This is a genomic window from Caballeronia sp. Sq4a (assembly GCF_023170545.1).
In the GTDB taxonomy this organism is placed as follows: domain Bacteria; phylum Pseudomonadota; class Gammaproteobacteria; order Burkholderiales; family Burkholderiaceae; genus Caballeronia.
In genome coordinates this window covers 654,556-681,124 of the sequence record NZ_CP084250.1, presented here as the reverse complement: position 1 = coordinate 681,124, position 26,569 = coordinate 654,556, and the positions used below count along the sequence as shown (strand labels likewise).

Annotated in this window: 23 protein-coding genes; 7 read left to right on the top strand and 16 right to left on the bottom strand. The window is 65.3% G+C overall.

The features are described from left to right. Positions 1-108: 108 nt before the first annotated feature. The 10 genes from LDZ24_RS03140 to LDZ24_RS03095 form a co-directional block, all read right to left on the bottom strand. A complete protein-coding gene (locus LDZ24_RS03140) occupies positions 109-1,053 on the bottom strand; it encodes an amidohydrolase (RefSeq protein ID WP_248321537.1) in 945 nt (314 codons plus the stop codon). Then, positions 1,050-2,366: an MFS transporter gene (locus tag LDZ24_RS03135; protein ID WP_248321535.1), complete on the bottom strand. Its 1,317-nt coding sequence runs from the start codon at positions 2,364-2,366 to the stop codon at positions 1,050-1,052. Before LDZ24_RS03135 ends, LDZ24_RS03140 begins: the two co-directional genes overlap by 4 nt. Positions 2,367-2,380: 14 nt before the next feature. Next, the gene (locus LDZ24_RS03130; RefSeq protein ID WP_248321533.1) at positions 2,381-3,619 is read right to left on the bottom strand and encodes an MFS transporter; all 1,239 of its coding nucleotides are present in this window, start codon (positions 3,617-3,619) and stop codon (positions 2,381-2,383) included. After that, positions 3,616-4,890 carry an MFS transporter gene (locus tag LDZ24_RS03125; RefSeq protein WP_248321531.1) on the bottom strand — a complete coding sequence of 425 codons (1,275 nt, stop codon included), beginning with the start codon at positions 4,888-4,890 and terminating at the stop codon, positions 3,616-3,618. Before LDZ24_RS03125 ends, LDZ24_RS03130 begins: the two co-directional genes overlap by 4 nt. After that, on the bottom strand, positions 4,887-5,951 hold the full coding sequence (locus tag LDZ24_RS03120) for an amidohydrolase (RefSeq protein ID WP_248321529.1): 1,065 nt from the start codon (positions 5,949-5,951) through the stop codon (positions 4,887-4,889). The genes LDZ24_RS03125 and LDZ24_RS03120 overlap by 4 nt, the downstream gene beginning before the upstream one ends. Before the next feature lie 13 nt (positions 5,952-5,964). Further along, positions 5,965-7,116 (bottom strand): porin, encoded by a 1,152-nt coding sequence (locus LDZ24_RS03115; protein WP_371747381.1) that lies wholly within the window; start codon positions 7,114-7,116, stop codon positions 5,965-5,967. Positions 7,117-7,158: 42 nt separating this feature from the next. Continuing rightward, positions 7,159-8,538 carry an MFS transporter gene (locus LDZ24_RS03110; RefSeq protein WP_248321525.1) on the bottom strand — a complete coding sequence of 460 codons (1,380 nt, stop codon included), beginning with the start codon at positions 8,536-8,538 and terminating at the stop codon, positions 7,159-7,161. A gap of 84 nt (positions 8,539-8,622) precedes the next feature. Then, a complete protein-coding gene (locus tag LDZ24_RS03105) occupies positions 8,623-9,549 on the bottom strand; it encodes an SMP-30/gluconolactonase/LRE family protein (RefSeq protein ID WP_248321523.1) in 927 nt (308 codons plus the stop codon). 20 nt (positions 9,550-9,569) lie between these two features. Beyond that, positions 9,570-10,517: a hydroxyacid dehydrogenase gene (locus tag LDZ24_RS03100; RefSeq protein ID WP_248321521.1), complete on the bottom strand. Its 948-nt coding sequence runs from the start codon at positions 10,515-10,517 to the stop codon at positions 9,570-9,572. After that, complete coding sequence (locus tag LDZ24_RS03095; RefSeq protein WP_248321519.1) at positions 10,517-11,209, bottom strand: RraA family protein; 693 nt, start codon at positions 11,207-11,209, stop codon at positions 10,517-10,519. Before LDZ24_RS03095 ends, LDZ24_RS03100 begins: the two co-directional genes overlap by 1 nt. Positions 11,210-11,375: 166 nt before the next feature. Here LDZ24_RS03095 and LDZ24_RS03090 point away from each other — a divergent pair, with 166 nt between their 5' ends. Continuing rightward, positions 11,376-12,104, top strand: coding sequence for an IclR family transcriptional regulator (locus LDZ24_RS03090; protein WP_206470315.1), 729 nt, complete (start codon positions 11,376-11,378; stop codon positions 12,102-12,104). Between the two features lie 40 nt (positions 12,105-12,144). Here LDZ24_RS03090 and LDZ24_RS03085 read toward each other — a convergent pair whose 3' ends face one another. From LDZ24_RS03085 to LDZ24_RS03070, 4 genes are all read right to left on the bottom strand, one after another. Next, positions 12,145-12,855, bottom strand: a complete 711-nt coding sequence (locus tag LDZ24_RS03085; RefSeq protein ID WP_248321517.1) for an IclR family transcriptional regulator — start codon at positions 12,853-12,855, stop codon at positions 12,145-12,147. Continuing rightward, positions 12,852-14,084, bottom strand: a complete 1,233-nt coding sequence (locus LDZ24_RS03080) for an alpha-hydroxy acid oxidase (RefSeq protein WP_248321515.1) — start codon at positions 14,082-14,084, stop codon at positions 12,852-12,854. Before LDZ24_RS03080 ends, LDZ24_RS03085 begins: the two co-directional genes overlap by 4 nt. A gap of 380 nt (positions 14,085-14,464) precedes the next feature. Next, positions 14,465-18,571: a translocation/assembly module TamB domain-containing protein gene (locus LDZ24_RS03075; protein WP_248322260.1), complete on the bottom strand. Its 4,107-nt coding sequence runs from the start codon at positions 18,569-18,571 to the stop codon at positions 14,465-14,467. A gap of 34 nt (positions 18,572-18,605) precedes the next feature. Further along, on the bottom strand, positions 18,606-20,333 hold the full coding sequence (locus LDZ24_RS03070; RefSeq protein ID WP_371747405.1) for an autotransporter assembly complex family protein: 1,728 nt from the start codon (positions 20,331-20,333) through the stop codon (positions 18,606-18,608). A gap of 465 nt (positions 20,334-20,798) precedes the next feature. On the opposite strand from LDZ24_RS03070, the gene LDZ24_RS03065 reads away from it, so the two are divergent. The 4 genes from LDZ24_RS03065 to panD all read left to right on the top strand — a co-directional run bounded on the left by LDZ24_RS03065 (position 20,799) and on the right by panD (position 23,205). Continuing rightward, positions 20,799-20,987 carry a DUF3460 family protein gene (locus tag LDZ24_RS03065; RefSeq protein ID WP_175940608.1) on the top strand — a complete coding sequence of 63 codons (189 nt, stop codon included), beginning with the start codon at positions 20,799-20,801 and terminating at the stop codon, positions 20,985-20,987. A gap of 83 nt (positions 20,988-21,070) precedes the next feature. Beyond that, positions 21,071-21,898, top strand: a complete 828-nt coding sequence (locus LDZ24_RS03060; RefSeq protein WP_175940607.1) for a ScpA family protein — start codon at positions 21,071-21,073, stop codon at positions 21,896-21,898. 72 nt (positions 21,899-21,970) lie between these two features. After that, positions 21,971-22,804, top strand: a complete 834-nt coding sequence (gene panC, locus LDZ24_RS03055; protein ID WP_248321513.1) for a pantoate--beta-alanine ligase — start codon at positions 21,971-21,973, stop codon at positions 22,802-22,804. Positions 22,805-22,818: 14 nt separating this feature from the next. Further along, positions 22,819-23,205 carry an aspartate 1-decarboxylase gene (gene panD, locus LDZ24_RS03050; protein ID WP_248321511.1) on the top strand — a complete coding sequence of 129 codons (387 nt, stop codon included), beginning with the start codon at positions 22,819-22,821 and terminating at the stop codon, positions 23,203-23,205. 57 nt (positions 23,206-23,262) lie between these two features. On the opposite strand, the gene LDZ24_RS03045 is transcribed toward panD, so the two are convergent. Beyond that, positions 23,263-23,889 (bottom strand): ParA family protein, encoded by a 627-nt coding sequence (locus tag LDZ24_RS03045; protein WP_248321509.1) that lies wholly within the window; start codon positions 23,887-23,889, stop codon positions 23,263-23,265. Positions 23,890-24,066: 177 nt separating this feature from the next. On the opposite strand from LDZ24_RS03045, the gene LDZ24_RS03040 reads away from it, so the two are divergent. Next, a complete protein-coding gene (locus LDZ24_RS03040) occupies positions 24,067-24,483 on the top strand; it encodes a PaaI family thioesterase (RefSeq protein WP_248321508.1) in 417 nt (138 codons plus the stop codon). A gap of 5 nt (positions 24,484-24,488) precedes the next feature. Here LDZ24_RS03040 and LDZ24_RS03035 read toward each other — a convergent pair whose 3' ends face one another. Beyond that, a complete protein-coding gene (locus tag LDZ24_RS03035) occupies positions 24,489-25,961 on the bottom strand; it encodes a cobyric acid synthase (protein WP_248321506.1) in 1,473 nt (490 codons plus the stop codon). Positions 25,962-26,017: 56 nt separating this feature from the next. Between LDZ24_RS03035 and cobU the strand changes: the two genes are divergently transcribed. Continuing rightward, positions 26,018-26,566 carry a bifunctional adenosylcobinamide kinase/adenosylcobinamide-phosphate guanylyltransferase gene (gene cobU / locus LDZ24_RS03030; protein WP_248321504.1) on the top strand — a complete coding sequence of 183 codons (549 nt, stop codon included), beginning with the start codon at positions 26,018-26,020 and terminating at the stop codon, positions 26,564-26,566. The last annotated feature ends 3 nt before the right edge of the window (positions 26,567-26,569 follow it).

Sequence of the window (26,569 nt, the reverse complement as noted above, 5' to 3'; positions counted from 1 at the left end):
AAGGGCACGCGAGCGATCGTGTGCCCTTTTGTTTTGGTTGATCGTCGATCTGCGGGGACCGACTTCGCCTGACTGGAACAGGATGAGCGTTCCGAGATGGACCACCGCCTACGCGGCATCGAAGCCGTAAAGCCTCGTCGGATTCGTCACGAATATCATCCGCTGCCACTCCGGCCTGTCGATCCAGCCCGCGATGACATCGATCAGGCTGGCGTCGTCCGGCTTGCCCGAGGTCTGCGTCGGATGCGGCCAGTCCGTGCCCCATAGCATGCGCTCAGGGGCCAAGGCGATGAGTGCCCTGGCGACCGGCGCCACGTCTCCATAGCCGGGCGCGCCCGTCTTGCTGTCCACGTACGGCCCGGACAACGTGATCCACGTGTTGCCCCTCTCGACGAGACGCTGCACCGTGCGTAGCGCGTCGCTGGCGGCTCCGCCGGGCTGCGGCACGTGCCCGATATGGTCGATGACGAGCGGGCAAGGCAGCGCCGCAAGGTGCCCCTCCAGTTGCGGCAGCTTTGCGCCTTGCACGACGAGTTCGATATGCCATCCCATCGGAGCGATGCGCTTCGCCAGCGGCGCGAGCATCTCCAGCGTCGTCGCACCGGGATAGCTCAGATTGAATCGAATGCCGCGCACGCCGGCGTCGTTCAACGCATGAAGCTCTTCATCGGTCACCGACGTATCGACGACCGCAATGCCGCGCGCGTCGTTGCCGAAGCGCTGCAACGCTTCCACGGTGCATCGGTTGTCGGTGCCGTATGTCGATGGCGTCACGACGACGTTCCGCCGTATCCCGAGCCGCGTCTGCAACTGCCGATACTGCTCGACCGTTGCATTGGGCGGCCGCAGTTTGGTGCCGGGCGCCACCGGAAAGCGATCGTCATAGATATGCATGTGACAATCGACGGCATGCTCCGGCAATGCGAACGACGGTCGCTCCGAACCGCTCGACCACGTTTCCTCGGCCGCCGCCGTGCGAGGCAGCGCGGCCGTCGCGAGAGACGCGCAAACCAGTTCCAGAAAGCCGCGTCGCGACAGACCCTTGCTGCTCATGCCGCCTCCGTCTTGCCGACCATGCGCCCGGATTGACCCTTGCGCGTCAGAAGGAGCAGCGTGGCGACGCTGACCAGCGTCAGGATGCCGAGCGGCATGAGCGCGAGCGAATAGCTGCCCGTCGCCGCCTTGACCCAGCCGTAGACGTTGACCATCAGGCCGCCACCCAGCAAGTTCGCGATGGCATTGACGGTGGCCAAGCCCGCGGCGATCGTGCTGCTCGACAGCATGTCCGATGCGAGCGCCCAGAACGGTCCCTTGAACGCATAGGCGCCGACGAGCACGCAGCACAGCATGCACACGGTGGGCACCAGCGAGCCGCTGAGCGACGTGGCGAAGAGACCGCCGCCGATCAAGAGCATCGGCACGACGGTATGCCAGCGATGCTCCTTCGTGCGGTCCGAATGACGGCCCCAGAAGATCATCAGAATCGACGCCAGCGCGTACGGCACGGCGTTCAGCATGCCCGTCTGCAGCACGGTCAAGCCGTACGACTTCAACAACTGCGGCTGCCACACCGACAACGTGCTGCCCGCAGCGGACGCACAGGTATCGACGAGCGCGAGACACAGCACATAGCGGTTGCGAAAGAGCTTGGTCAGCGGCATCGGCGCGACCTTCTTCGGCTGCGCATTTTCCGCGGCGAGCGCGCCGAGCAGCCACGCGCGCTCGTCTTCGTTCAGCCACGTCGCCTTGGCGGGCTTGTCGGTCAGCATGAACAGGCACGCGATGCCGAGCAGAACCGTCGGCACCCCTTCGAGGATGAAGAGCCAGTGCCAGCCGCGCAGACCCGCAATGCCGTCCATCTGCAGCAAGAGCGCGGAGATGGGCGACCCGATGAAGCTCGCCGCCGGAATCGACACCATGAAGGTCGCGACGACGCGCGCGCGATACGCCTTCGGCACCCAGTACGACAGATAGAGCAGCACGCCCGGCGCAAAGCCGGCTTCGGCCGCGCCGAGCAGGAAGCGCAGGATATAGAACGTCGTGGCGTTGTGCACGAGCGCCGTCGCCGCCGAGACCAGTCCCCACGTAATCATGATCCGCGCGATCCAGACGCGCGCGCCGTACTTCTCAAGCGCGAGGTTGCTCGGCACTTCGCAGATGAAGTAGGACACGAAGAACAGACTCGCGCCGAAGCCGAACACCTTCGCGGACATGCCGATGTCGTGATTCATCTGAAGCGACGCCATGCCGACGTTGCCGCGATCGATGAACGCCATCAGATAACAGATCATCAGGAACGGCAGCAGCCGCCAGATGACCTTTCGCATCGTCTGCCGCTCGAGTGTCGTGGTGCTTGCAATTGACATGTTCGTCTCCGACTTTATGCGCCTTCGCGCTGTAGTTTGAATCGTTGCCACGCGACGATGGACAGGACGCCCACCGCGAGCACCACCGCCATCGCCGCGAATGTGTGGCGCACGCCGAGCGCCTCGGATATCGTGCCGACGAGCAGATAGCCGAACGGCATCGTCCCGTTGTAGGCCATGCCGTACATGCCGACGAGTCCCCCGCGAACGTGCTCGGGGCAGCGGCGCTGGATGGTCGCGTTCGTCGATGTCGCCGCGAATGTGAGGCTGAAGCCCAGCGCGTAGAACGCGGGCATCGATGCGCCTACCGCGCTCGTCGTGGCGAGCACCATCAGCGCGATGATCGCGGTCCACGGCGCCCATGCGATAAACCGCGCCGACGCGCGCGGACCCAGCGCCGACGAAAGCAGCACGGCCGAGCTCAGCGAACCCGCGCCCGCGCAGGCGAAGAACACGCCGGTGAAACGCGCGGCGTCGTGGAACGCGTGGTCCGCGAGAAGCGGCACGAGCGTCTGGTAGCTCGCCGCGAAAAGGCCGATGCATGCGAGGATCGGCAGATAGCGCGCGGAAAAGGCGTCCGACATCACATAGCCCACGGCGTCGCGCAAGCTGCTGTCCGCGCGAGAGGCGCGTGCCTCCGTGGACAGTCGAATGGACCGCACGCATATCGCCATGAAACACAGCGCGAGCGCGTAGATCGCAAACGATGCGCGCGGGCCGAGCGTCGGATAGACGAATCCCGCAATCGTCGGGCCGACCATGCGGCCGACGTTATAGACCATGGTGTTCATCGCGACCGCGTTCGATGTGAGGCTCGTATCGCGCAGGCTCGTCAGCAGCAACACCTGACGCGCGGGCACTTCGATCGCACTCGAAATGCCGATCGCCAGCGCATGCGCGAGAATCAGCGGCACATTCAGCAGATGCAATGCGGACAGCGTGATGAGACTGCCCGTCAAAATGAGCGACGCCGTGAGCACGCACAGCGTCACGCGACGCGCGTTCTCCGCGCGAATGCGCGATCCGGCGACGGGCGCGACGACCAGTTGCGGCCCGTACAACAGGAAGTTGAGCAGCGCGAGTATCGCCGCCGAACCCGACAGGTGATACACGAGCAGGTTCAGCGTCACGTTCTGCGTCCAGCTTCCCAGCACCGACGCGACCTGCCCGCTCAGATAGCGCCGCAGCGACGCTTCATTGAGGGCGGGAAAGAGCCTGCCGATCCATCCCGGCTGATTTGCGGCGGTCGTCATGCGAGCGTCTTGCCGCGCGTCTCGGGCGCGAAGAACACGACGATCGCGGCGGCGATGAACGCGACGATGGTCGTCGACAAGCCCAGCACGAAGCCGCCCGCAGTCGTTGCGAGTGTCCCGATGACGAGCGGCGCGATGAATCCGCCGAGCCGCCCGCCGTTGTACGCGAGACCCATGAGAAAGCCGCGCGATGCCGTATTGCCGATGATTTCCGCGAGAAACGGTCCCGCGCCCGCGAAGATGCCGTTCACGCTGAAGCCCGTGAAGAAGATGGCGACCATCAGCACGAGCGCATTCGACGACAGGATGTAGCCGAACACCGCCGCCGCGCCGACGAGCAGATACGCCATGAACATCGGCCGGCGGCCGAGGCGATCGACGAAAGCGGAAAACATCAGAAAGCCGGCGATTGCGCCGAATTGCAGCGCGAGCACGAACTTGAGGCTATGCACGAAGTCGAGTTGCTTCACCGTGACGAGGAACGTCGGCGTCCAGGTGAACACGCCCCAGTACAGGTATTGCAGAAAGAAGATGAACATGAACGCAGTGAGCAGACCGCGGACGTTCAGCTTCGCATCGACGGGAGCGGTCTTTGCCTGCGCCCTCGCGCGTTTGCGTTCGAGCCAGATGGGCGACTCGGGCGTCTTGCGCGCGACGAAGAACAGGATGAAGAACGGCAATGCGCCGATCAGGAACAGCACGCGCCATCCGTGGCCCGCGAGACCGTCGTTGACGCCGCTCACGATGCCCGAGATCGTGATCGCGAGAATCGCGCCGATGGGCAGTCCCATCTGCATCAGCGCGCCGCCCTTGCCGCGGCGGCTCGCGTGCCACGTTTCGGCAATGAGCGCCGCGCCCGCCGTCCACGTCCCGCCCATGCCGAGCGCGCCGAAGAAGCGGATCGTCGCGAACCAGTGCTCGTTCGGCGCAAACGCGAGCAGCCCCGAGAACAGCGAATAGATGCCGATGCAAAGCAGCGCCGTGCGCACGCGCCCCAGCCGGTCGGACACGTAGCCGAACAGGATGCCGCCGAGAATCTGCCCGGCGGCCGTGATGCTCGTGAAAAGCCCGAGCTGGGCTTTCGACAGACCGAATTGCAGCGCAAGCGTCGGCAGGAGAAGCGAGAGGAGGAACGAGTCATAGCTCTCGAACGTCCAGCCTAATCCCGCCAGCGACAGCGAGCGCCATTCGGCGCGCGTGATGTCCTTGTAACGCTTCCCTTCGGCGTCGCTCTCGATTGCGCCCGATGCAAGGCTCGCGCTGGTTTTCATGACTCGTCTCCTGGTAGCCGCAGGCAATACGTCGCCGCGGCGGTGCCGCTGAATAGCGCGGATTTCTCATCCGCTGACAATGACTGCGCCAGCCGCTTGAAGGCGTTCCACAGCACGCCGTAGCTGAACATGCCCTTGTCCACGGGGAAGTTGCTCTCGAACATGCAGCGCTTCGCGCCGAACAGTTCGATGCAGGTCTCGAAGTAAGGCCGCCACGCAGCGGCGAGTTCCTCCGACGAAGGCGGCGTTTCGCGCGACGCGAAGCCGAACCCGGAGCCGAACCCGAAGCCGAACACGGTCATGCCCGCGCCGCCGAGCTTCATGCGCGTGTTGGGCAGGCTCGCCAGCCGCGCGAGCCCCTGCCGCCATTCGGCGATGACCTGCTCGCGGCTGTTCGCGTGCGGTCCGACGCCGAGCGGGCCGCCGAAGTGATCGATGACCACGGTCACATCCGGCGCGGCGCGCGCGAGTTCGTACAGCTCCGCGAGTTGCGTGTGATAGACCCACGCGTCCAGCGACAGCCCGTAGCGCGCCAGCGTCTTCACGCCTCGCCGGAAGTCGGCGTTCGCCATCAGATCGCGCGGCGGCGTCACCGGGCTCGAAACCACGTCCGCGCTCGAATGCCACGCCAGCGGATTGCGGATGCCGCGCAAACGACCGCCCGTGACCTGAAGCATCGCTTCGAGCACGGGCGCGACCGCATCGCCCAGCGCGAGATCCGCGCCGCCGACGATTGCATCGCAGGCTCTCGTCCGTCCATACGCCCCGCTTGCGAACATCGCAGCGATGCCGTTGGCGAACTCCGCTTCGCCGACCGGCTTCATCGCTGCGGGACCGTGCTCGCGCAGCATCGAGCGGCATTGCACATACACGCTCGCTACGATGCGATGCCCGCTGCCGACATCGCGCGCGAACTCGTCGGTCAGATAGCGCCCGCTCTGCCGGTCCCACAGATGATGATGCGCATCGACGATGGGGAGATCCGGCTCCAGAATCGGCTCCTGACGGCGCGCGAGCCATTCTTCGCGGACGGGCAAATGAGGCGCATGGACGATCTGCACGGCGATTCCCTCGTCAGAACTTCTGGCGCAGGCCGACTGTGACGCCGGTCTGGTTGTACCCGGGCGCGACCGTGCCGTAGCCGTTCACGCCGAGCGCCGACTTGTCCTTGTTGTGCGCGTAGCCGACAGTCGCGTACAGGTCGGTGCGCTTCGACAGGAAGTAGTCGGCGTTGAGGACGGCCAGCCACGGATCGGCGCCGGTCGAATGAACGTCGTGGTAGTACCCGACCGCAGTCAGCTGAAACGACGGCGTGATCAGATATTGCGCGCCGAGCCAGTACAGGTTGGCGGCATTGGCGGCCGAACCGTTGGCGACGGCGATCGGATTGGCCGGCAGGAATGTGTTCGATGCCCGCAGATAGCGGTAGCCCGCATAAGCCGTCACCGGACCGAAGCTGTACGTCGCGGCGGCGAGCGCGCGGCGCTCGGTGCTCGTGTTCGTGGTCAGCGTGTTGCTGTTGCGCTGTTCGTAGACGGCGGTCGCCGCGATCGGGCCGCTCGCATAGGTCAACGCGCCGCTGAAGAACCGGCCGGTGATGAGCGCGCCCGGCACTTCCGAACCGTAGCCCGTGTCGTAGCGCGTGCTGTACATCGCCTGCGCGGTCAGCGGGCCGAACTTGCCCGTGTACTTCACCGAATTGTCGATGCGAGCGGCAAGCGCGTAGTCGAGCGACAGCGCCGAATACCGCGACGAGACGCCCATCGGATCGAACGTCACCGACTGTTCGTAGATCAGCGCGTTCTGGCGACCCAGCGTCAACTGCTGCCCTTTGTAACTGAGACCGACCCACGCCTGCCGGCCGAAGAGGCGCGAGGTCGTCGTCGGGTTCGTGCCGAGGCCGCGGGTCGACTGCGAGCTCGTTCCGTCGTTGATATTGAAGCCGGCCTCGAGGTTGAACAGCGCCTTCAGCCCGCCGCCCATGTCTTCGACGCCCTTCAGGCCCCAGCGTGAGCCGGAAAGATTGCCGGACACTTCTCTCACCTGAGATCCGCCGGCACTCGTGTTGTTCAGATACTCGACGCCGACATCGGCGATGCCGTACAGCGTCACGCTGCTTTGCGCGCGCGCCGCGCCGGACGCGAACGTCATGCTTGCGACTGCGACCGTCCCAAGCGCAAGACCGGTTCTAAGCTTGGCTTTCTTGTGAGCCTTCTTCACGGACATTTCGTCTCCGAACAGGGTTATGAATTTTGTTGTCGCAGCCTTTCACGACTTGCGCGCGGCGCTGGCTTCGCCGGCATTCGCGCCGGGATCGCCGAGCCATGCGATCGTCAGTGCGCCGATCAGCAGCACGGCGGACACGGCCAGCAGCGGCAGCGTGAAGCCGCCGGACATCTGCTTGAGCGCGCCGATCATCGACGGTCCCGCGAAGCCGCCGAGATTGCCGACAGACACGATGAGCGCGAGGCCGCCCGCCGCGGCGCGGCCGGTGAGAAAGCTGGAGGGAATCGCCCAGTACGTCGCCTGGAACGCGAGAATTCCGCTGACGGTGAAACACAGGGCGATGAGCTTGAGGAGCGGCACGTCGGTCAGCGCGCTGCATGCGAGCGCGGCGGCGGCGACCAGCAAAGCGCCGGCGACGTACGGCACGCGCTTTTGCGCCTTGTTCGCCACGCGCGCCCACCACAGCATCGCGAACGCGCCGATCAGGTAAGGAAGCGCCGTCAGCCAGCCGACGACCGAATGCGTGACGCCGAACTGCTTGATGATCTGCGGCATCCACAGGCCGACGCCCACCGATCCGACGATCCCGCAGAAGTTGATGAACGCGAGCACGAACACCCGCCAGTTGGTCATGGCGTCGCGCAACGTGCTGCCGTGCTTGCTGCCGATATCCTTCTGCTCCGCGGCGAGGCGCCGGGCGAGCGTGGCCTTCTCCTCGTCGCTGAGCCAGCTAGCCTTGTCGGGACGATCCGCGAGGATGAAGAGACACGCAACGCCGAGCAGCACGGCGGGCAGACCTTCGATCAGCAGAAGCCATTGCCAGCTTTTCAGGCCGTGCAATCCGCCCAACTGAAGCAGCGCGCCGGAGATCGGCGAGCCGATCATGTTCGCGACGGGAATGCCGACGAGGAACGCGGCCGTCACCTTGGCGCGCCAATTGCCGGGAAACCAGTGCGTGAAATACAGATAGATGCCGGGCGTGAATCCCGCTTCCGCGATGCCGAGCAGGAACCGCGCGCCGGCGAAGCTCTTCGGGCCGACGACGAACGCGGTCAGCATCGAGCACACGCCCCAGGTAATCATGATGCGCGCGATCCAGACCCGCGCCCCGACCTTCTGCATGATGAGATTGCTCGGAATCTCGAACAGGAAGTAGCCGATCGAGAACAGTCCGGCAGCCAGGCCGAACTGCTCGCCTGTGAGACCGAGGTCCTTGTTCATCGTCAGCGCGGCGAAGCCGACATTCGTCCGGTCGAGATAGCTGACGACGTAGCAGAGGAAGATGAACGGAAGAATGCGCCGGAACGCCTTCGCGAGCGTGCGTTCGCTGGCCGCGAAGTCTTCGCTGGCGAGCACGGTCCCGCTCGCCGCGTTCTTCGAACGCGCGCTGCGGGTTTCATCGATGGTTTGCGAGAGTTGCATGAGTGGCTCCTCCATCGCGCTGCTTGGGCGCAATGTCTCGACTTCTCGTCGCGCAGGCGTGCATGGCCCGTCGACGAGAAAGCCTCAGTGTTTTTTTGCTTGCTTGGGAAGCGGTCCGCAAACGCTCATGTCGGCCTTCAACACCAGACCGTTCGTCGATTCGGTCATGAAAAGCGTCTTCATGTCCGCGCCGCCGAAACACAGGTTCGTGAGCGACACGCCTTCCTGCGCGGTCAGAATCTCGACCGGCTCGGCGCGGCGATTGAGCACCCACACGCGGCCAAGCCCCGGATTCGCGATGAACAACCGGCCATCCGAGTCGATCGTGAGACCGTCGGGACCGCTCGGGCCGTAGGACGTGAAGAACTGCCCGACCTTGCTGACCGAGCCGTCCGCCTGCAACGGCACGCGCCACACGCAGTTGCCGCGCGTCATGCCGACGTAAAGCACCTTCTCGTCGGGCGACAGCACGAGTCCGTTCGGGCTCGGGCAATTACCGAGCAGCATGTCGAGCTTGCCGTCCGGCGACAGCCGATACACGCGGCCTGTCGGATCGTGAAGGCCGGACTGGCCCTGATCCGTGAAATACAGGTTGCCGTGCGAATCGAAGGTCAGGTCGTTCACGCCCTTGAAGCGCTCGGAGTTGCGGCGCTCGAGGTAAGGCTTCACTTCCCCGCGCTCGATGTCGAGCAACATGAGGCCGTTGCGATAGTCGGTGATGAGCAGGTGAGCGTCGTCGAACAGCTTCATCCCGTTGGGCTCGCCGTCGTACTGCGCGACGAGATCCCACTCGCCCGAAAGCGAAATGCGAAAGATGCGGCCGTAAGGAATGTCGGTCACGTAAAGGTGGCCGCGCGGGTCCCAGACAGGACCTTCGAGAAACGAATCGGTGGTCATGCCGCCGCGATTGGCGCGTGCCCAATCCGTTTGCACATCCGCCTTGCGGTACTTCTCCGGCATGCGCGTGAACACCTGCGCTTCGCGCACGTCGGGCGACGTGAGATAGAACATGCTCAGTATTCCTGCGAATGTCACGCCACCTTGCGGGCGTTTTCCTCGATGACCGCGAGCACGTTGGCCGCAGCGCCCTTGCCCATGTTCACGTAGGCCGCTTCGCTGACGCCGCCGACGTGCGGCGACAGAACTAGATTCGGCACGGACTGGAACGGGTGCGGATGCGTCATCGGCTCGACCGCGAAGCTATCGACGCCCGCCGAGCGCAACCGGCCGCTCGCGAGCGCCTCGACGAGCGCGGCTTCGTCGATCAGCCCGCCGCGCGCGGTGTTCACGAGAATCGCGCCCTGCTTCATGCAAGCAAGCGTGTCGCGATTGATCATGTTGCGGTTTTCGTCCGTCAGCGGGCAGTTGAGCGAGAGCACGTCGGACGCGGCGTAGATGTCGTCCATCGACGCGAGCGTCACGCCGTGCGGCGCTTCCTTCGCGAACGGATCGAAGGCGAGCACGTTCATGCCGAACGCGACGCCGATGGCCGCGACGCGCCGCCCGATCGAACCGAGCCCGACCACGCCAAGCGTGCGGCCGTCGAGTTCGAAGGACTTGTGCGTGGACTTGTCCCAGTGGCCGGCGCGCATGCGAACGTCGAGCTGCGGCACCGACTTCGCGCACGCAAGAATGAGCGCCCACGCGTGCTCCGCGACCGCCGCCGCGTTTGCGCCGACTGCCGCGCGCACCGCGATGCCGCGCGCGGCGGCGGCTTCCTGATCGATCACGTCGATGCCGCTGCCGTGCTTCGAGATGACCTGCAGGTCTTCCGCTGCATCCATGATGCGCGCGTTGATCTTGCCGTAACGGACGATGATCGCGACGGGCTTCGTCTTCTCGCACAGCGCGACGATGTCGTCTTCGGTCGGCTGCTTGCCGGCGAACACGACCTTGAACGCGTGCAGCATGTCGAGCGCTTGCGGCGCGAGATCGGCGGCCGTGACGAGAACGACGGGCTCCTGAGCAGTCGTGTTCATTACAGAACCTCGCCTTCGGCCAGCATGCCCGCCGCGCGCAGTTCCTTGTCGAGCCAGCCCGGACGCACATCGCCCTTGTGGATCGCCGCGATACGCGCCGTTTCCATATCCAGCTTCTTCTGCGCGAGTTCGACGATGCGCGCGACATCGGCGCGCGGAATCACGACGACGCCGTCGGCATCGCCGACCACGAGATCGCCGGGATTGACCGCCGTGCCGCCAGCGGAAATCGGATGGTTGACGAGACCGGCCACGCTCTTTGTCGGGCCGCACGGATTCAGGCCGGCGGAGAAGATCGGATAGTCGCCGTTCGCGAGTTCGTGCGCGTCGCGCACCGCTGCGTCGATGACGATGCCCGCGATGCCGCTGACTTTCGCCTGCGTCGCCATGATCTCGCCGAGCAGCGCGCAGCTCACGTCGCCCTTGCCGTCCACGACGATCACATCGCCCGGCTTCGCGACCGCCAGCGCGGCGTGGATCGCGAGGTTGTCGCCTTGTCGCACCTCGACGGTGATCGCCGGTCCCGCGACTTTCATCTTCGGCGACAGCGGCTTCACGCGGCCGTGCACGGTGCCGCGCCGGCCTGCGACGTCGGCGAGGATGGCGGCCTGGAACTTCGCCGCGGCTTGTACGAGTTCGGGTGAAACGCGGTCGATGTCGCGGATGATCGATTGATTCGTGTCGGTGCTCATGGACTAACCTCAGGGGAGAGTTGTACTGTGTGCAACAGTGGTGTACTAAGTGAAACCACTTTAACGCGCGCTCGATGTGCGAGCCAGTAGCGTTAACCCTTTTACGGTGCGCACCATCGTTTTACTGTGTACAATGCATCGAAACGACGAACGTCAAGGGGATGCGATGGGAAACGACGGTGTGGTCGCGGTCGAACGAGCGCTCGGCCTGCTCGACTGCTTCAGGCTCGGCAAGGAGAAACTCTCGCTTGCTGCGCTCGCAAGCGCGTCGGGCATGCACAAGACGACGGTTTATCGGCTAATGAACTCGCTCGAGCGCATGGGTTACGTCGTGCGTTCCGACGACGGCATGTACGGACTCGGCGCGCGCGTGCTTTATCTGGGCAAGCTGTATGAGCAGTCTTTTCATCTGTCGTCAGTGGTCGAGCCGATACTCTTCGCGCTCGCGGCGCAAACGAAGGAAAGCGCCTCGTATTACGTGCTCGAGAAAAACCAGCGTCTGTGCCTGTTCCGGGCGGAGCCGTCGGAGGGTCTGCGCGAGACCCGGCTCGCGGGAACATCGCTTCCGCTCGACGACACCGCAATCGGCCAGGTGATCCGTTACTGGGGACTGCGCGAACCCATCTTCTCCGAGCCGCCGCAGCTTCCGCTTTTCACATCGGGGGCGCGGGACGTGCATACGGCGGCATTCGCCACGCCGGTCTTCGGACCCGATGCCGAATTCATGGCCGCGTTGACGCTGTCCGGCCCGGCCTCGCGCTTGAACGAGGCGCGCGAAACAGGCGAGCTGATTGCGCCGCAACTTCAGGCTGCGTCCGATCTTTCACGACGGCTCGGGGCAAGCATGGCGTTTTGCGAGCGCATGTACGGCACGGGCGAGCGCCGTCAGGCTTGAGATCACGCAGCGGCCGACGCGGCAGATTCGTGACGCGGATTCACGGCGCCGCGCCAAGCAATGCGCTGGCAGCGAGCGCTTCGTCGAAGAGTTGCGAGCGGATACGCTCATCGTCCACATCGAAGTGACCGATCACGCCTGAAAGCGTCAGCACGCCGACGAACGCATCGGAGATACCGAAAAGCGGCGCGGCCATCGACGCGAGCAGCGGGTCACCGACGCCCGCCGACGAAACGATGCCCGCCACGCCGGCACTCGCGAATGCTTGCACGGTTTTGCGCTCGAAGTGTTTGAAAGCGAGACTCGACGCCGACTTGTCCATTGGACGCCGCGTGCCGGCGCGGATCGCCACGCGAACATCACGCTCGGGTTCCGCCCGCAGCAGACACAGGCGCGCGTCGCCGTCCCGCACATAGACTGACGCGCTCGCGCCGGTCTTGTCGCTGAGCCGCTGGACGACCGGCTGCAATGTCGTCACGAGCCCCACGCTGCTTTCGAATGCACGGCCGAGCTGGGCGGCCTTGTAGCCCAACCGGTACATGCCGTTTTGCTCCTTGTGCACGAAGCCGCGCGCTTCGAGCGAAAGCATGTATCGGAGAATGACGCTCTTGAAGAGCCCCGTTTGCTGTTCCAGATCCGACAGCGACCGGCCGCCAGGTTCGCCCAGAAACGCTTCGAGCAAGGAAAGCGTCCTGTCGACAGCGGCGACTGACCGGTCTATTTGTTCATCGTCTTTATTGCTGGACTTCATTGCCCGTACCTCTGGCTTGCAGCCACGCCTTCCGGCAACCTGATCAGGACGTCCGGCGTCAATTCGTCGATGCCGACGACGCCGAGCAAGCCGAGATTGCGTTGCACCTCTGCTTGCAGGATGGCGATTGCGTGCGCGACGCCCGCCTTGCCGGCCACCGAGGCGGCATAGTTGAACGGCCGGCCGACGAAGACGAAATCCGCGCCGAGCGCGAGCGCCTTCAGAACATCGGTACCCCGCCGGATGCCTCCGTCGATCATCACCGCGATGTCGTGACCGACTGCATTCGCGATTCCAGGCAGCACGCGAAGCGGCGCGGCGGTGCCGTCCAGCTGTCGCCCGCCGTGGTTCGAGATGATGATTCCATCGGCGCCATGATCTCGCGCGGCGATCGCGTCGTCGGTTGCCATGATGCCCTTGATCACCAGCTTTCCGGTCCATTGCGCCCGGATCTGACGCACATGGCTCCAGTTCAGATGGTCCTTCGCGCCGAAATCCCGCACCACGCGGCCCGAGAAGATGGGCGCGCCTCTCGTCGCATACGAGTTCTCGAAGTGCGGCATGCCGTGGTTGACGAGCGTTCTGAGCGCGGTGCCGAAGAGCCATCGGGGGCGCGTGACGCCGTCCCACGCGAGCCGCATGCTCGGCTTCAGCGGTGTCGAAAAGCCCGTGCGGATATTGTTCTCGCGATTGGCGAGCACGGCTGTGTCCACTGTCAGAACGAGCGTGTCGTAGCCGGCGCGTTCGACACGTTCGATCAGCGCGCGAATCTTCTCGGGCTCGCCGGGAAGATAGGCCTGGAACCATGTGCCGGACGCTTCCTTGGCCACTGTCTCAAGAGGAATGAGCGACGAGCCGCTCATGATCATCGGGATGCCGGCTTCGCGAGCGGCTTGTGCTTGCACGAGGTCGCCACGGTAAGCGGATAACGCGGAAATGCCCATCGGCGCGATGCCGAACGGAGCGCGATAGGTCTTGCCGAGCAGTGTCGTGGCTTGCGTGCGCCGGGACACGTCTCGAAGTACGCGCGTCACGAAGCGATATTCCGAATACGCCCGTTCGTTGTCGTCCAGCGATGCGTTGCGCTCGGCCGCACCCGAGATGTACCCGAATATGGGCCGCGGAAGATGCCGCCGCGCGGCGATCTCGAAGTCATCGAGCGACAAGTATCGCCGCAACGCCTTGGGAGCCGGCTGTGCCGGAGCTTGCTTGGTTGGTTCCGCTTTCATCGCCCGCCTCTCGGATGCACGCATGCCATCAGAGGCAAGACATCCATGCTGATTCGTGGACCGCTCCGCGTATTAATGACCGCGCCGTGGCTTTCGAAAAATCATAACGCCGTTATGAAAATCGAGCAACGACTCGCAGTCAGCGAAGCATTAGACGAAATGGGGTGATCAGCCGAAGCCACGTTTCAGGAAGCTGCGGCTGCTTGGTGGATCAACGATCACGAACATCGAGGCGATGGTCGTGTTTCGGTGGCAGGCGTGGGCGCCGCTGGGCAACTTGAGATGAGAGGGATGCGACTGAAAGTGGCCCGATAACCTGTCGCAAACGGTCCCCGGCGAATTCGCGGAGAGCTTCTTGTTCTCAGCGCGACGCGCGGCGCTCAATCCGAATCCACCGCCGTCGCCGATGCCCCGAACGGCGCCGACACGCCCGGCGCGCCCGATGCCGCCGAAGGCTGCTCCGCCGAACGCGAATCCGTCGAGCTCGACGCAAAGAGCCGCATCCACGAATTGAACCGCCGCGTGTACGACAGATCGACGCCCTGATACGTGCCGCCATACGCCGTCACGGACCAGAAGCGCGACAGGCTCAACGTCGCCTTGACCGCGTTGACCGCCGACTGCAGCCCCTGCTCGTAGCCGATCACGAGCCGCTCGTTGATCGCCTTCGAGACCAGCACGACCTGCTGATCCGTCAGCCCGACTTCGCTCGATCCGATGGAGAACTCGTCGAGCCCGAAGGTCTGCGCGATGCGCTTGCCGCTCGACCCGCCGAGGAGCGCGAGCGCGCTCGTCATCGCGCTTTGCTGGCCGATGTTGTTGCCCTGATCGGTGCCGTGGCCGAACAGCAGCCACGAGAGTTTTTCGTTGTCCGGCACGTTCGGCTCCGAGATGAGCTTCGCCACCGGGGACTGCACGGTGCCCGTCACCTGCACGCCCGCCTCGATTTCCTGATTGCGGCGCATCGCGAGAATATTGAGGCCGGGATTCGTCACCGGGCCGTTGAACGTGAAGAAGCCGTTCTCGATGTTCAGCTTGCGGCCGAACGCCGTGTAGGTCGATCCGGGCGTCACGCGCACGTTGCCGACCGCGCGCAGCGGCATATTCGGCGCGCTCATCGCGGTAATCGTGCCGGCGAGCCCGAGGTCGGCGCCCGCGCCCTTGAAACGGAACCGCTGCCCGAGGTCGATATCGATATTCGCGCGCGGCGTGAACGGCCCGACCGGCTTTTCCGTCGCGGCTTCGAACGACTTCGCGTTCTCGCCCTTCACAGTGCCGTCCGGACGCATGACCACGACGTCGTCGCCGAGCGCGGGCGCGGAGCTTTCCGGCAAGTCGAACAATCCGTGATCGACGGTGAACTTGCCGTTGATCGCCATGCCGCCCTGCAGGCCCGCATTCACGATGCTCGCGCTGCCCGAGAGCATGAGTTGCCGGTCCGGCGACGCGAAGAGTTCGAGCTTGTCCGCGATGATGCTCGCCGTCAGGTCGGGCTGCTGCTGGTCGAGCCGCACCTTGCCGGTCGCGCGCAAGGTGCCGCTCGCGCCGTGGAACTCCACTTGCCGGAAGTCGACGAGATTCTCCGACAGCGCAATCCGGATGATGCCGTCCTTCAACTGCACGCCCTGATCCACGACCGTCGCGGACACGTTGTCGCCCGTCAGCGAACCGGAGAGCGTCGGCTTCGCGACGATGCCCGCGATCGTCAGTTTCAGCGCGAGTCTGCCGCCGAGCAGATAGTTCGCGCCGAGCAGGCCGCCGGTCGTGCGCAGTTCGGGAATGTTTGCGTCGATGGCGCCGGTGAGCGGCGCTTCGTCCGCGACGGTGAGCGCGCCGTCGCGGGTGACGAGCGTCGTGTGCGCGTTCGCGTCGATCACGCCGATGCGGCTCGCCTGCGCATGCAGCGTCGCGTTCAGGCGATTGCCGCCGGTGAAATCCGCGCGCGCGACGATATCGGAAATGCCGAGCGCCGCGACGCCGCGCGTGCCGTCGATGGTCACGTCCCCGGCGCGGCGTTTGATCTGCGCGTAGCCGGTTGCCGTCGAGCCGAGCGAGAAGTTCCAGTCGCCGTCGAAAACGAGATCGGTGCGCAGCGACGATTCCTCGCCCGTCATCTCCCGCCGCACTTCCATCAAACGCGGCACCGAGAGATTCGTGAGCGTGCCGGCTGATTGCATGCGCCCGTTCTCCAGCGCGAACGACTTGAGATCGAGCACCGCGCCCTCCGCGACGAGCCGCGTCGCGCCGAGCACGATGCGCTTCGGCCCGTAGCTCACCGCGAGCGGCGCTTCGAGATTCACCGACGGCGTGCCCTTGTTCGACAGCTTCGTGATGGTGCCGTCCCAGTGCGGGCCGTCGGCGGCGTCGGTGAACTTGCCGTTCGCGCCGAGCGCCAGGTTCACGGCCTGACCCTGAACCTTGCCGGTGGCGGTGACAGCGAGCGTGTGCTGCATGCGCGTGCCGTTCAGATTGGCGTCGAGCGTCGCGACTTCGATGCCCGTCGTGCTCGCGTCGCGCGCCTTCAGCGTGAAGTTCAGCGCGCCGTTTGCGCCGTCGCGGATATCGGCGCGGCCTTCGGCGTGGCCGAGCCGATTCGCGCCGAACACCACGCCATCGGCCTGATAGTTCGCCGCGACATTTGGATGCGCGAGCGAGCCGGTGAGATCGCCGTCCGCCTTCACCGTGCCCGCGATGCCGAAGCCGAGCCGCTCCAGTTGCGGCGCGTCCACGCGAAAGCGCAGCCGGTCGCCGGGCGCGCCGAAACTGCCGTTCAGATCGACATCGTTGCCCGCAATCGAAAGCTGCGCCGTGCTCGGCAAGAGGCGCATGCCCGCCACCTGCAGCGTGCCCGCGCCGGTGAGCGGCAGGTTGTCGTATGTGCTGTCGTTCAGCTTGAACGTGGCTTTCGTCGTGAGCGTCGGCGCGAGCATGCCCGAGGCGGCGAGCGTGCCGTTCACGCGGGCCTCGATCACGCGCTGCGCCGGCGCTTTCTTCGCCGAGGGCTTCGGCTGAACGAGTTGCTGCGTCAGTTGCAGCGGATTGAAGTCGATGAACTTCGCTTTCACGTCGTAGCTTGAATTCGCGTCTTTCTTCAGCGCGCCGCTCGCCTCCACGCGGCCTTTCCCGACGATCAGCTTCACGTCGTCGAGCGTGGTCGCTTTCGGCTCGAGTTTCACCTTCGCCTGCGCGCGGATGGCGGCGCGTGGATCGTTGAGATCGGCGGTGACGGTTTGCGTATCGCCCGTCAGCACGACGCGCACCGGACCCGCGAAGTCCGTCGGCCGCACGCTCGGCTCGATGGCGTTCAGGTCGAGCTTCGCCACGTTCAGGTCGAACTGTCCGTTGCCGCCCGACAGCGCGCCGCCGCCCGTGATCGTCGCGTTCTTCAGAAGGCGCACGTTCAGATCCGCGATGCGCTGCGCCGACGCGTCGAGCCGCACGTTCGCCCGCGCGTCGATGAGCGGCAGCAGTTTCTTGTCGATGGAACCGGGCTTCGCGTTAACGATCGACACCGGCCCGCTCACCACGAAGGTTTTCGCGTCCGGCACCGGCTTCACTTCGGCGCGCACGGCGAGATCGGCGGCGGGCGCGCCCGCGCTGAACGCCTGCGGATTGATGTGATCCGCGGTGACGATGGCGAGCTTCAGCGGCACGTCGGCGAATGGCGTCGCTTCGACGTGCGCCTGGCCCGCGAGCTTCAGGCCGCTGGCATTCACGTCGGCGATGAGGTCTTCGAGCGAACCGGAAAGGCGCGCGCCGACCTGCACCGTCTCGCCGCTGACCTTGCCCGCGTAGGTCACGTCGCCCGTGAGCGGGAACGGCCGCGCGCCGCCGTCGAGCTTCGCGGCCGCCGTCACCGCGCCGAACGGCGTGTCGAGACGCTGCACCGCCGCCTCGTGATGCCGGCCGTCGCTGCGCCCGTTGAAGAGCAGACGCGAGAATTCGGTGGTCGTCGTCCCTTGATGCAGCCGCAGCTTTTCGACGCTCAGATCGCGGACCACGAGCTGGATCGGCAGGCGCAGGTCCTTCGGCAGTTCGGTCTTCTTGCTCGGCTCGTTCGATGGCACGATGCGCGCGTCGATGGTGCCGACATGCAGATAGTCGATCGTGAAGCGCAGCGGTTCGCGCGTGAGCGACCAGCGGCCCGACACGCTGTCGACGGCGATGTCGGTGCCCTTGCCGTCGAGACTCTTCCAGTGGACATCGCGCAGTTGCAGGCCCGTGGCGACCGCGCCGCCGTCCAGCTTGCCGGTGAGCCGGCCGCCGAGGAGCGAGGTCGCCGCCTGCCACAGATAGCGCGTGCCCGGCTCGGTCGTGAGCGCGAAAAACACCGTACCGAGCGCCAGCACGACGACGATCAGAACGACGAGCACCAGCGCCGCGAGCCAGCGCAGCGCGCGCCGACCGCCGCTGCGGCGCGGCGGCGTCTTCGGCGCTTCGCCGTTGCCGTTGCCATTGCCGGCTGCCTGCGCGTCGGGTTCCGTCATGCGTTCGTTGTCGGGAAGATCGCTCATGGCGTGCTCAGAACGCGATGCCGAGCGTCAGATACGGCTTGATGCTCTTGTTCTTCAGGCCGTAGGCGACGTCCACGTTGACCGGCCCGACCGGGCTGCGCCAGCGCGCGCCGACGCCCACGCCCGGCTGGAACACGCGCTCGTGCCACGTATCGGTCGCCGTGCCGATGTCGAAGAACACCGCGCCGCCCCAGTCGTGCGTGAACCAGTGCTGATATTCGCTGCTGCCCGTCACCATGTACTTGGTCGGCAACACCGAACCGGACACATTGTGGCCGATACCCAGATAGCTATAGCCACGGACCGAATTCGCGCCGCCCGCGCGGAACAGCAGCGACGCCGGCACGCCGCTCGACGGCCCGGTCGTGAACACGCCGCCGAACTCGGCGCGAAACACCAGCAAGTCGTTCTTGCCGAGCGGCAGGTATTGCTGCGCGTTCGTGTAGAGGCGCGCGAACGTCTGATCGGTCATGACGTTTTTCACGGCGAAGCCCGCTTCCGCCCGGATCACGTTGCCGCGGCGCGGGAACAGCGGATCGTCGACGTCGCGGCGCACCCACGTCCACGCGGGCACGAGCGCGCGCGCGGTCGACGGGTTCGGCTCGTTCTGCGTGAGACGGTCGTCGTAAAAGGTCAGCGAGTACGTGGTGTCGATGTTCTGCGTCGAACGCGAACGCTGCGCGCCGACACGCGCGCTGTAGATCTTCGTATCGGATACGTCCGTGATTGTGTACGAGCCGAACACCGCGTTGACCCAGCCGCGCGAATCCGGCGGCATGGCGAGCTGCACGCGGCCGTACTGCTGCGTCTGGTCGAGGCGTCCGGAGATGGTGAACGGATACGCCGCGCCGAACGTATTCAGATAGCTGTAAGCGCCCTGAATGTGGAAGCCCGTGTCCGTCGCATAGCCGACGCCGTAGCGCACGCTGTTGTACGGATACTCGCTCACCTTGATATGCAGCGGCGTCTCGATAGGTTTCGTGACGTCGTTGCTCGCGTCGATTGCGACGCTCGCGTAATACGGCGTGTTCTGCACCTGCCGCTGAAGCTCGTTCACGCGGGCGATGTCGTAGATTTCGCCTTCGTGGATCGGATTCACGTTTTCGATGATCTTCTGCGGATAACGCTTCGTGCCGCTGATATCGAGCTTGCCGAAGGTGAAGGTCGGGCCGCTGTCGAACGTCACCGAGAGATCCGCCATCTGCGTGCGCGGATTGATGCGCGCCTGCGAGCGCACGATGCGCGCGCCGAGATAGCGGCGCGATTGCAGCGCGCGCAGCGCCGCGCTCTTTGCGTCGTCCCAGGCGTGCTGGGAAAAGGCGTCGCCTTCGTTCACCGAAAACGCGAACCGCGCGGCGTTCTCCTGCTTGCGGTCTTCCGTCGTGACCGCGCCCGTGAACTTCAGGTCCACCGAAGCGACCTTCGTCTGCGGACCCGGATCGACGCTGACTTTCACCGAACGCTTCTCGCCCGCCGTGTTGACGTCCGTGCGCACGACCGGCGTGAAATAGCCCTCGGTCGCGACGAGATCGCGCACGTCTTTCGGCGTCGCGGTGACGAGGAACTGGAACTGGTCGTCGCTCACGTCGTCGCGCTTGGCGAACCGCGCGAGGTCGAGATGATCCTGCAGCAGCTTCTTGATGCTGCGCGGGGCGTCGATGTCCACGTCGTATTTCGCGAAGGCGGGCGTCGCGGCCGCAAGCAATGCAAGCACCGCGAGCGCAGCCGACGCCAGACGGAACCCGGCGACGGCGGCCGGGCGATTGCGGCCAGGAGGCGCAAACGGTTTCGCTGTGCGCGGTGTTGCGGCCAGGTTGCGCAACGCGCGCAGCGAATCAGACAAACGCCCCGCCAAACGTGACCTCCGGCATCGGGATGAGTGGGAATCGAAAGGTGAAGCGGTCCAGCGGGTGCGGCTTCGGTGCGGCTTCGATGCGGCTTCGGTGCGGCTCGCGCCGCACGGCGCAGGCGCTATTTCACCACATCGATGCGCGCGGGCGACGTAAAAAAGCACGGTACGGCGCGAGAGCCGTGCGCCGTTGGACGGCTCGAAGGCCCGGCGGGTTCCGTACGCGAGCGCAGCAAGCGCCGATATGCGTGGACCGCGCCTCTCCTTGCGGTAAAATCGCCGACGAACTCGCGCGCCCGTTTGCCCGGGCGCGCCGCCCTCATCGAACCGAATCGACTCAACGGAAGCCGGATCATGTATCAGTCGGACATCACCCAGTTCATCAATCAGCTGAAAGCGCAGAAACCCACGCTGGAAGACGAACAGCGCCGCGGCCGCGCGCTCTTGTGGGACAAACAGCCCGTCGATCTGGACGAGCGCGCGCGTCAGCAAACCTCGCGCGTGAAGCAGACGCCTTACGTGTACTACCAGAACTTCTGAACGTGAGCGCCGGCCAGGAGCCGCAAGCAGCGCGCGCCGGTAATCGGGAAGAGAGGCGGGAGGACGCACGCGAAACTCGCGACGTGGCGCTCGCCGCGCCCGCGACCGATTCGACGCCCGACACCATTGACGGCGTCGCGATCGCGCATCTGTACGGCGAGCCGCTCTGGAAGCTGCCGACGGATCTCTACATTCCGCCGGACGCGCTCGAAGTCTTTCTGGAAGCGTTCGAAGGCCCGCTGGACCTGCTGCTCTACCTGATCCGCAAGCAGAACTTCAACGTGCTCGACATTCCGATGGCGGATGTCACCGCGCAGTATCTCGGCTACGTGGACCAGATTCGCCAGTCGAATCTGGAACTGGCGTCGGAATATCTGCTGATGGCGGCCATGCTCATCGAGATCAAGTCGCGCATGCTGCTGCCGGTCAAGAAGGCCGACACCGGCGAGGACGCCGAAGACCCGCGCGCCGAACTCGTGCGCCGGCTGTTGGAGTACGAGCAGATGAAGCTCGCGGCGCAGCGCATCGACCAGTTGCCGCAACTCGGCCGCGACTTCCTGCGCGCGGAGGTGTATATCGAGCAGGCGTCGGTGCAACGCTTTCCGGATGTCGACATGAACGACCTGCGCGCCGCCTGGGCCGACGTCATCAAGCGCGCGAAGCTCGTGCAGCATCACAAGATTTCGCGCGAAGAGCTTTCGGTGCGCGAGCACATGAGCATCATCCTGCGCCGCCTGCAAACCGCGCGCTTCATGGAGTTCACGGAGCTTTTCGATACCTCGCGCGGCGTGCCGGTGGTCGTCGTGAACTTCATCGCGATGCTCGAGTTGTCGCGCGAATCGCTGCTCGAAATCACGCAGGCCGAGCCGTATGCGCCCATCTACGTCCGGCTGGCGTACTCTCCTGCCTAAGAACCCGCTTTTCTCCCACATTTGCCTCGGGGCAGCCGATTTTCACGCCGCCCGCCAGGAGACACCCGCTCGATGAAAGTCATCAGCTCGATCCATGAACTGCGCGACCAGTTGCGCGGCCAGAACCGAACCGCCTTCGTCCCGACGATGGGCAATCTTCACGAAGGCCATCTCTCGCTGATGCGGCTCGCGCGTCAGCATGGCGATCCCGTGGTCGCGAGCATCTTCGTGAACCGCCTGCAATTCGGGCCGAACGAAGACTTCGACAAGTATCCGCGCACGTTGCAGGACGACATCGAAAAGCTGCAGCGCGAGAACGTCTACGTGCTGTTCGCGCCGACCGAGAAGGACATGTACCCGGAGCCGCAGCAGTATCGCGTGCATCCGCCGCACAATCTCGGCGACATTCTCGAAGGCGAATTCCGCCCCGGCTTCTTTCATGGCGTGTGTACGGTCGTGATGAAGCTGATGTCGTGCGTGCAGCCGCGCGTCGCGGTGTTCGGCAAGAAGGACTACCAGCAGCTGATGATCGTGCGGCAGATGTGCCACCAGTTCGCGCTGCCGACGGAGATCGTCGCTGCCGAGACCGTGCGCGACGAAGACGGCCTCGCGCTGTCATCGCGCAACCGCTTTCTGTCGCCTGCTGAACGCGCGGAGGCGCCGCAGCTTGCCGCCCAACTGCAGCGCGTGCGCGAAGCCGTGCTGTCGGGCAATCGCGATATCGCCGCGCTGGAACGCGACGCCATGAACGCGCTGGCCGAGCGCGGCTGGAAGCCCGACTACGTGAGCGTGCGCAAGCGCGCCGACCTGCTCGCGCCGGGCGAGGCGGACGCCGATGCGCCGCTCGTCGTGCTTGCCGCCGCGAAGCTCGGCGCGACGCGCCTCATCGACAATCTGGAAATCTGAAGGAAGTCTGCAACATGCAACGCACCATGCTCAAATCGAAGATTCATCGCGCGACGGTCACGCACTGCGAGCTGCACTACGAAGGCTCGTGCGCCATCGACGAGGATCTGCTCGAAGCGGCGAATCTCCTGGAGAACGAGCAGATCGACATCTGGAACGTGAACAACGGCGAGCGCCTGACCACGTACGCGATCAAGGGCGAGCGCGGCAGCGGCATGATTTCGCTGAACGGGTCGGCGGCGCGGCGCGCGCAACTGGGCGATCTCGTCATCATCGCGGCATTCGCGCAGGTGGACGAAAAGGAGATCGCGGCGGGCTGGAAGCCGAATCTCGTGTTCGTCGATGAGGACAACCGCATCAAGGGCAGCCGCGACCACGTGCCGACGCAGAACTGGACGTAAATCGTCGGAGCTTTGCCCGCACGAAGCCGGCGCATCCGTCACGGAGCGCCGGCTTTTTCATTTCTTCTGCGCCCAGTCGATGATCGGCTGCCACTGCTCCAAGTCTTTCTCGACGCGGCTTTGCGCGACATCCCAGATGGTGAGACCGTGCGCGGCGAGTTGCACGTAGTTCTGCGTGTCGCGCAGAAACGCCAGCACCGGCAAATCGAGCCCTTCCACGAAACGATGCAACTGGTCCGCCGAGCGTGTGCGCGCATCGACCCGCATGCCGACCACGCCCACCTGTATCGAGCCTTTGCGCACCGCCTTTTCCTTCGCCAGCTTCGCGAGAAAATCCTGCGTCGCGAGAATGTCGAACATGGACGGCTGCAACGGCACGATGACCTTGTCGGCCAGTTGCAGCGCCAGCGCGAGCCGGTTGCCGTGCACGCCGGCCGGTGTATCGACGATGGCTTTTTCCAGACCTTTCGGCGGCTTCGCGGGCGCATCGGGATTCACGCCCCACTCCTCGATTTTCGGCAGCGTGTCGACGCGCAGCGAGAGCCAGCCGTGCGCCGAACGCTGTTTGTCGAGATCGGCGAGCGCGACCCATTCGCCGTTCGCGGCGAAATAGCCTGCCAGGTTCGTTGCGAGCGTGCTCTTGCCGACGCCGCCTTTCGGATTTGCCACCACGATCACGGTCATGGAATGTCCTGATATTTGTACGGCGCGCGAGAAAGCGCGGAAGCCGCGCGCACGGTTTCGTCGTTATAGAACGGATACATGATTCGAGCCGTTGATAATATCGGCAAACGACACGCGCGGCACGCTGGCCGGTTGGCCAATGGCGCGCGCTTTCTCTTCTCGACCGGATGACCGCTCATGCCCCTTCGCCCCGACGTCACGCTCGATTTCCTGCGCAACCGCCAAAAAGGCCGCCTGCCCGATCTGCTCGGCATCCAGTTGCTTTCGCTCGATGAAGGCGCGCTCACCGGCGAACTCGTGATCCGCCCGGAACTGCTCGCGCCGAACGGCTTTCTGCACGCGGCGACCGTCGTCGGGCTCGCGGATACGTGCTGCGGCTACGCATGCATCGCGCATCTGCCGGAGAAGGCGCACAACTTCACGACGCTCGAACTCAAGAGCAATCACGTTTCGACGGCGCGCGAGGGGAAGATCGTCGCGAAGGCGAGCGCCGTGCATCTCGGACGCAGCACGCACGTCTGGGACGCGACGGTGACGAACGGCGACGGCAAGCTGATCGCGATGTTTCGGTGTACGCAGATGATTTTGTACTGACGCGTCTAGGCGAACAACGCCGCGACCGCATCCATATCGAGCGACTTCGCGAACGCATCCGCGAGCCGTTCCAGCGACGCCTCGCGCAGCGCGGGATAGTCGAGCGGCGCGGCATCCTCGACGCCCGCCCACGCGAGCAGCGCGGCGCACGCTTCGGGCGTATCGAAGACGCCGTGCAGATACGTCGCGGCGATCTGTCCATCGTCCGATATCGCGCCATCGACGCGCCCCGAATCCAGCGCGACCAACGGCCGGTCCAGCGCCGAACCGCGCGTGCGGCCCATGTGAATCTCGTAGCCGCGCACGGGCGCGTTCATCGCGCCGATCAGGAGCCGTCCAGTGACGTTCTCCAGTTGCTTTTGCGGCGTGAGCACCGTGCACAGATCGAGCAAACCGAGACCCGCAACACGCCCCGCCGCGCTTTCCACGCCTTCCGGATCGTCGATCTCGCGGCCGAGCATCTGCATGCCGCCGCAAATGCCGAGCACTTTCCCGCCGTATCGAAGATGCCGGGTGATCGCGCGATCCCAGCCGTGCTCGCGCAGCCACGCGAGATCGCGCTGCACGCTTTTCGACCCCGGCAGCACGATCAGATCCGCAGGCGGCGGCGCGACGCCCGCGCGCACATACTCGAAATCGACTTGAGCATGCGCCCGCAGCGCGTCGAAGTCCGTGTGATTGCTGATGCGCGGCAACGCGGGCACGATCACTTTCAGCGCCGCGTTTTCGCTCGGCGTACGGGAATCACGCGGCAGCATGTCTTCGGCATCGAGCGTGAGGCCGTGCAGATACGGCAGCACGCCGAGCACGGGCTTGCCAGTCTGCGCTTCGAGCCAGTCGAGCCCCGGCTTCAAGAGGCCGATATCGCCGCGAAACCGGTTGATGACGAAGCCGCGCACGCGCGCCCGCTCGCTCTCCGACAGACACGCGAGCGTGCCGACGAGATGCGCGAACACGCCGCCGCGATCGATGTCCGCCACCAGCACCACCGGACAATCGACGCGCTCGGCGAAGCCCATGTTCGCGATATCGCGGTCGCGCAAATTGATCTCGGCGGGACTGCCCGCGCCTTCCACGATCACCGCGTCGAAGTCGGCCTGCAAGCGCGCGTACGACTGCAACACGGCATCGAAGGCAATGCTCTTGTACGCGTGATAAGCGCGCGCGTCGAGATTGGCATGCGCGTGGCCGTGGATGATGACCTGCGCGCCGCGATCGCTCGTCGGCTTGAGCAGCACCGGATTGAAGTCGATGCGCGCGGGCACGCCCGCCGCCACCGCCTGCAACGCCTGCGCGCGGCCGATCTCGCCGCCGTCGATCGTCACCGCGCTGTTGAGCGCCATGTTCTGCGGCTTGAACGGCGCGACGCGCGCGCCGCCGCGCCGCGCGAGACGGCACAGGCCCGCGACGAGCGTGCTCTTGCCGGCATCGGACGTGGTGCCCTGAATCATCAACGTGCCGCGCGGAGTGAAGGGCATCGGAGGATTCCCATGAAGAACGACGCGCTATCTTAGCCCGTCAGTACAATATTGCGATGATCCCCGACATCACGTTCATCCTCGGCGGCGCCCGCTCCGGCAAGAGCGCGCACGCCGAACGCCTCGCCGACGAAAGCGGCCTGCCCGTCACCTACATCGCGACGGCGCGTATCGGCGATGCCGAGTTCGCCGAGCGCGTGCGGCATCATCGCTTGCGCCGGCCCGCGCACTGGACGCTCGTCGAAGCGCCGCTCGACCTCGCGGGCGCGTTGCGCGAGGCGGATCGCGCGGGACACTGCGTGCTGATCGACTGCCTCACGCTCTGGCTCGCGAATCTGCTCTGCCCTTCCGATTCCACCTTCGAAGAGCCCGCCACGCTGCCGCCCGCCGCCATCGAAGCATTCGATGCCTTCGACCGCGCTCTCGCCGATGCGCGCGGCAAGGTCATCGTCGTGAGCAACGAGATCGGGCTCGGCGTGGTGCCGCTCGGCTCGGTCACGCGCCTTTACGTGGACGAGCTCGGCCGGCTGAACCAGCGCGTCGCGGCCGCCAGCACGCGCGCCATGTTGATGGTCGCGGGCCTGCCGCTCATCCTGAAGAACTGAAGC

Coding starts and splice junctions, on each gene's coding strand:
- LDZ24_RS03130 (WP_248321533.1), bottom strand. CDS start 3,619: ATGACGACCGCCGCAAATCAGCCGGGATGGATCGGCAGGCTCTTTCCC.
- LDZ24_RS03035 (WP_248321506.1), bottom strand. CDS start 25,961: ATGCCCTTCACTCCGCGCGGCACGTTGATGATTCAGGGCACCACGTCC.
- LDZ24_RS03110 (WP_248321525.1), bottom strand. CDS start 8,538: ATGCAACTCTCGCAAACCATCGATGAAACCCGCAGCGCGCGTTCGAAG.
- LDZ24_RS03125 (WP_248321531.1), bottom strand. CDS start 4,890: ATGAAAACCAGCGCGAGCCTTGCATCGGGCGCAATCGAGAGCGACGCC.
- LDZ24_RS03075 (WP_248322260.1), bottom strand. CDS start 18,571: ATGACGGAACCCGACGCGCAGGCAGCCGGCAATGGCAACGGCAACGGC.
- LDZ24_RS03045 (WP_248321509.1), bottom strand. CDS start 23,889: ATGACCGTGATCGTGGTGGCAAATCCGAAAGGCGGCGTCGGCAAGAGC.
- LDZ24_RS03135 (WP_248321535.1), bottom strand. CDS start 2,366: ATGTCAATTGCAAGCACCACGACACTCGAGCGGCAGACGATGCGAAAG.
- LDZ24_RS03090 (WP_206470315.1), top strand. CDS start 11,376: ATGGGAAACGACGGTGTGGTCGCGGTCGAACGAGCGCTCGGCCTGCTC.
- LDZ24_RS03115 (WP_371747381.1), bottom strand. CDS start 7,116: ATGTCCGTGAAGAAGGCTCACAAGAAAGCCAAGCTTAGAACCGGTCTT.
- LDZ24_RS03100 (WP_248321521.1), bottom strand. CDS start 10,517: ATGAACACGACTGCTCAGGAGCCCGTCGTTCTCGTCACGGCCGCCGAT.
- cobU (WP_248321504.1), top strand. CDS start 26,018: ATGATCCCCGACATCACGTTCATCCTCGGCGGCGCCCGCTCCGGCAAG.
- LDZ24_RS03085 (WP_248321517.1), bottom strand. CDS start 12,855: ATGAAGTCCAGCAATAAAGACGATGAACAAATAGACCGGTCAGTCGCC.
- LDZ24_RS03080 (WP_248321515.1), bottom strand. CDS start 14,084: ATGAAAGCGGAACCAACCAAGCAAGCTCCGGCACAGCCGGCTCCCAAG.
- LDZ24_RS03105 (WP_248321523.1), bottom strand. CDS start 9,549: ATGTTCTATCTCACGTCGCCCGACGTGCGCGAAGCGCAGGTGTTCACG.
- LDZ24_RS03040 (WP_248321508.1), top strand. CDS start 24,067: ATGCCCCTTCGCCCCGACGTCACGCTCGATTTCCTGCGCAACCGCCAA.
- LDZ24_RS03095 (WP_248321519.1), bottom strand. CDS start 11,209: ATGAGCACCGACACGAATCAATCGATCATCCGCGACATCGACCGCGTT.
- panD (WP_248321511.1), top strand. CDS start 22,819: ATGCAACGCACCATGCTCAAATCGAAGATTCATCGCGCGACGGTCACG.
- LDZ24_RS03140 (WP_248321537.1), bottom strand. CDS start 1,053: ATGAGCAGCAAGGGTCTGTCGCGACGCGGCTTTCTGGAACTGGTTTGC.
- panC (WP_248321513.1), top strand. CDS start 21,971: ATGAAAGTCATCAGCTCGATCCATGAACTGCGCGACCAGTTGCGCGGC.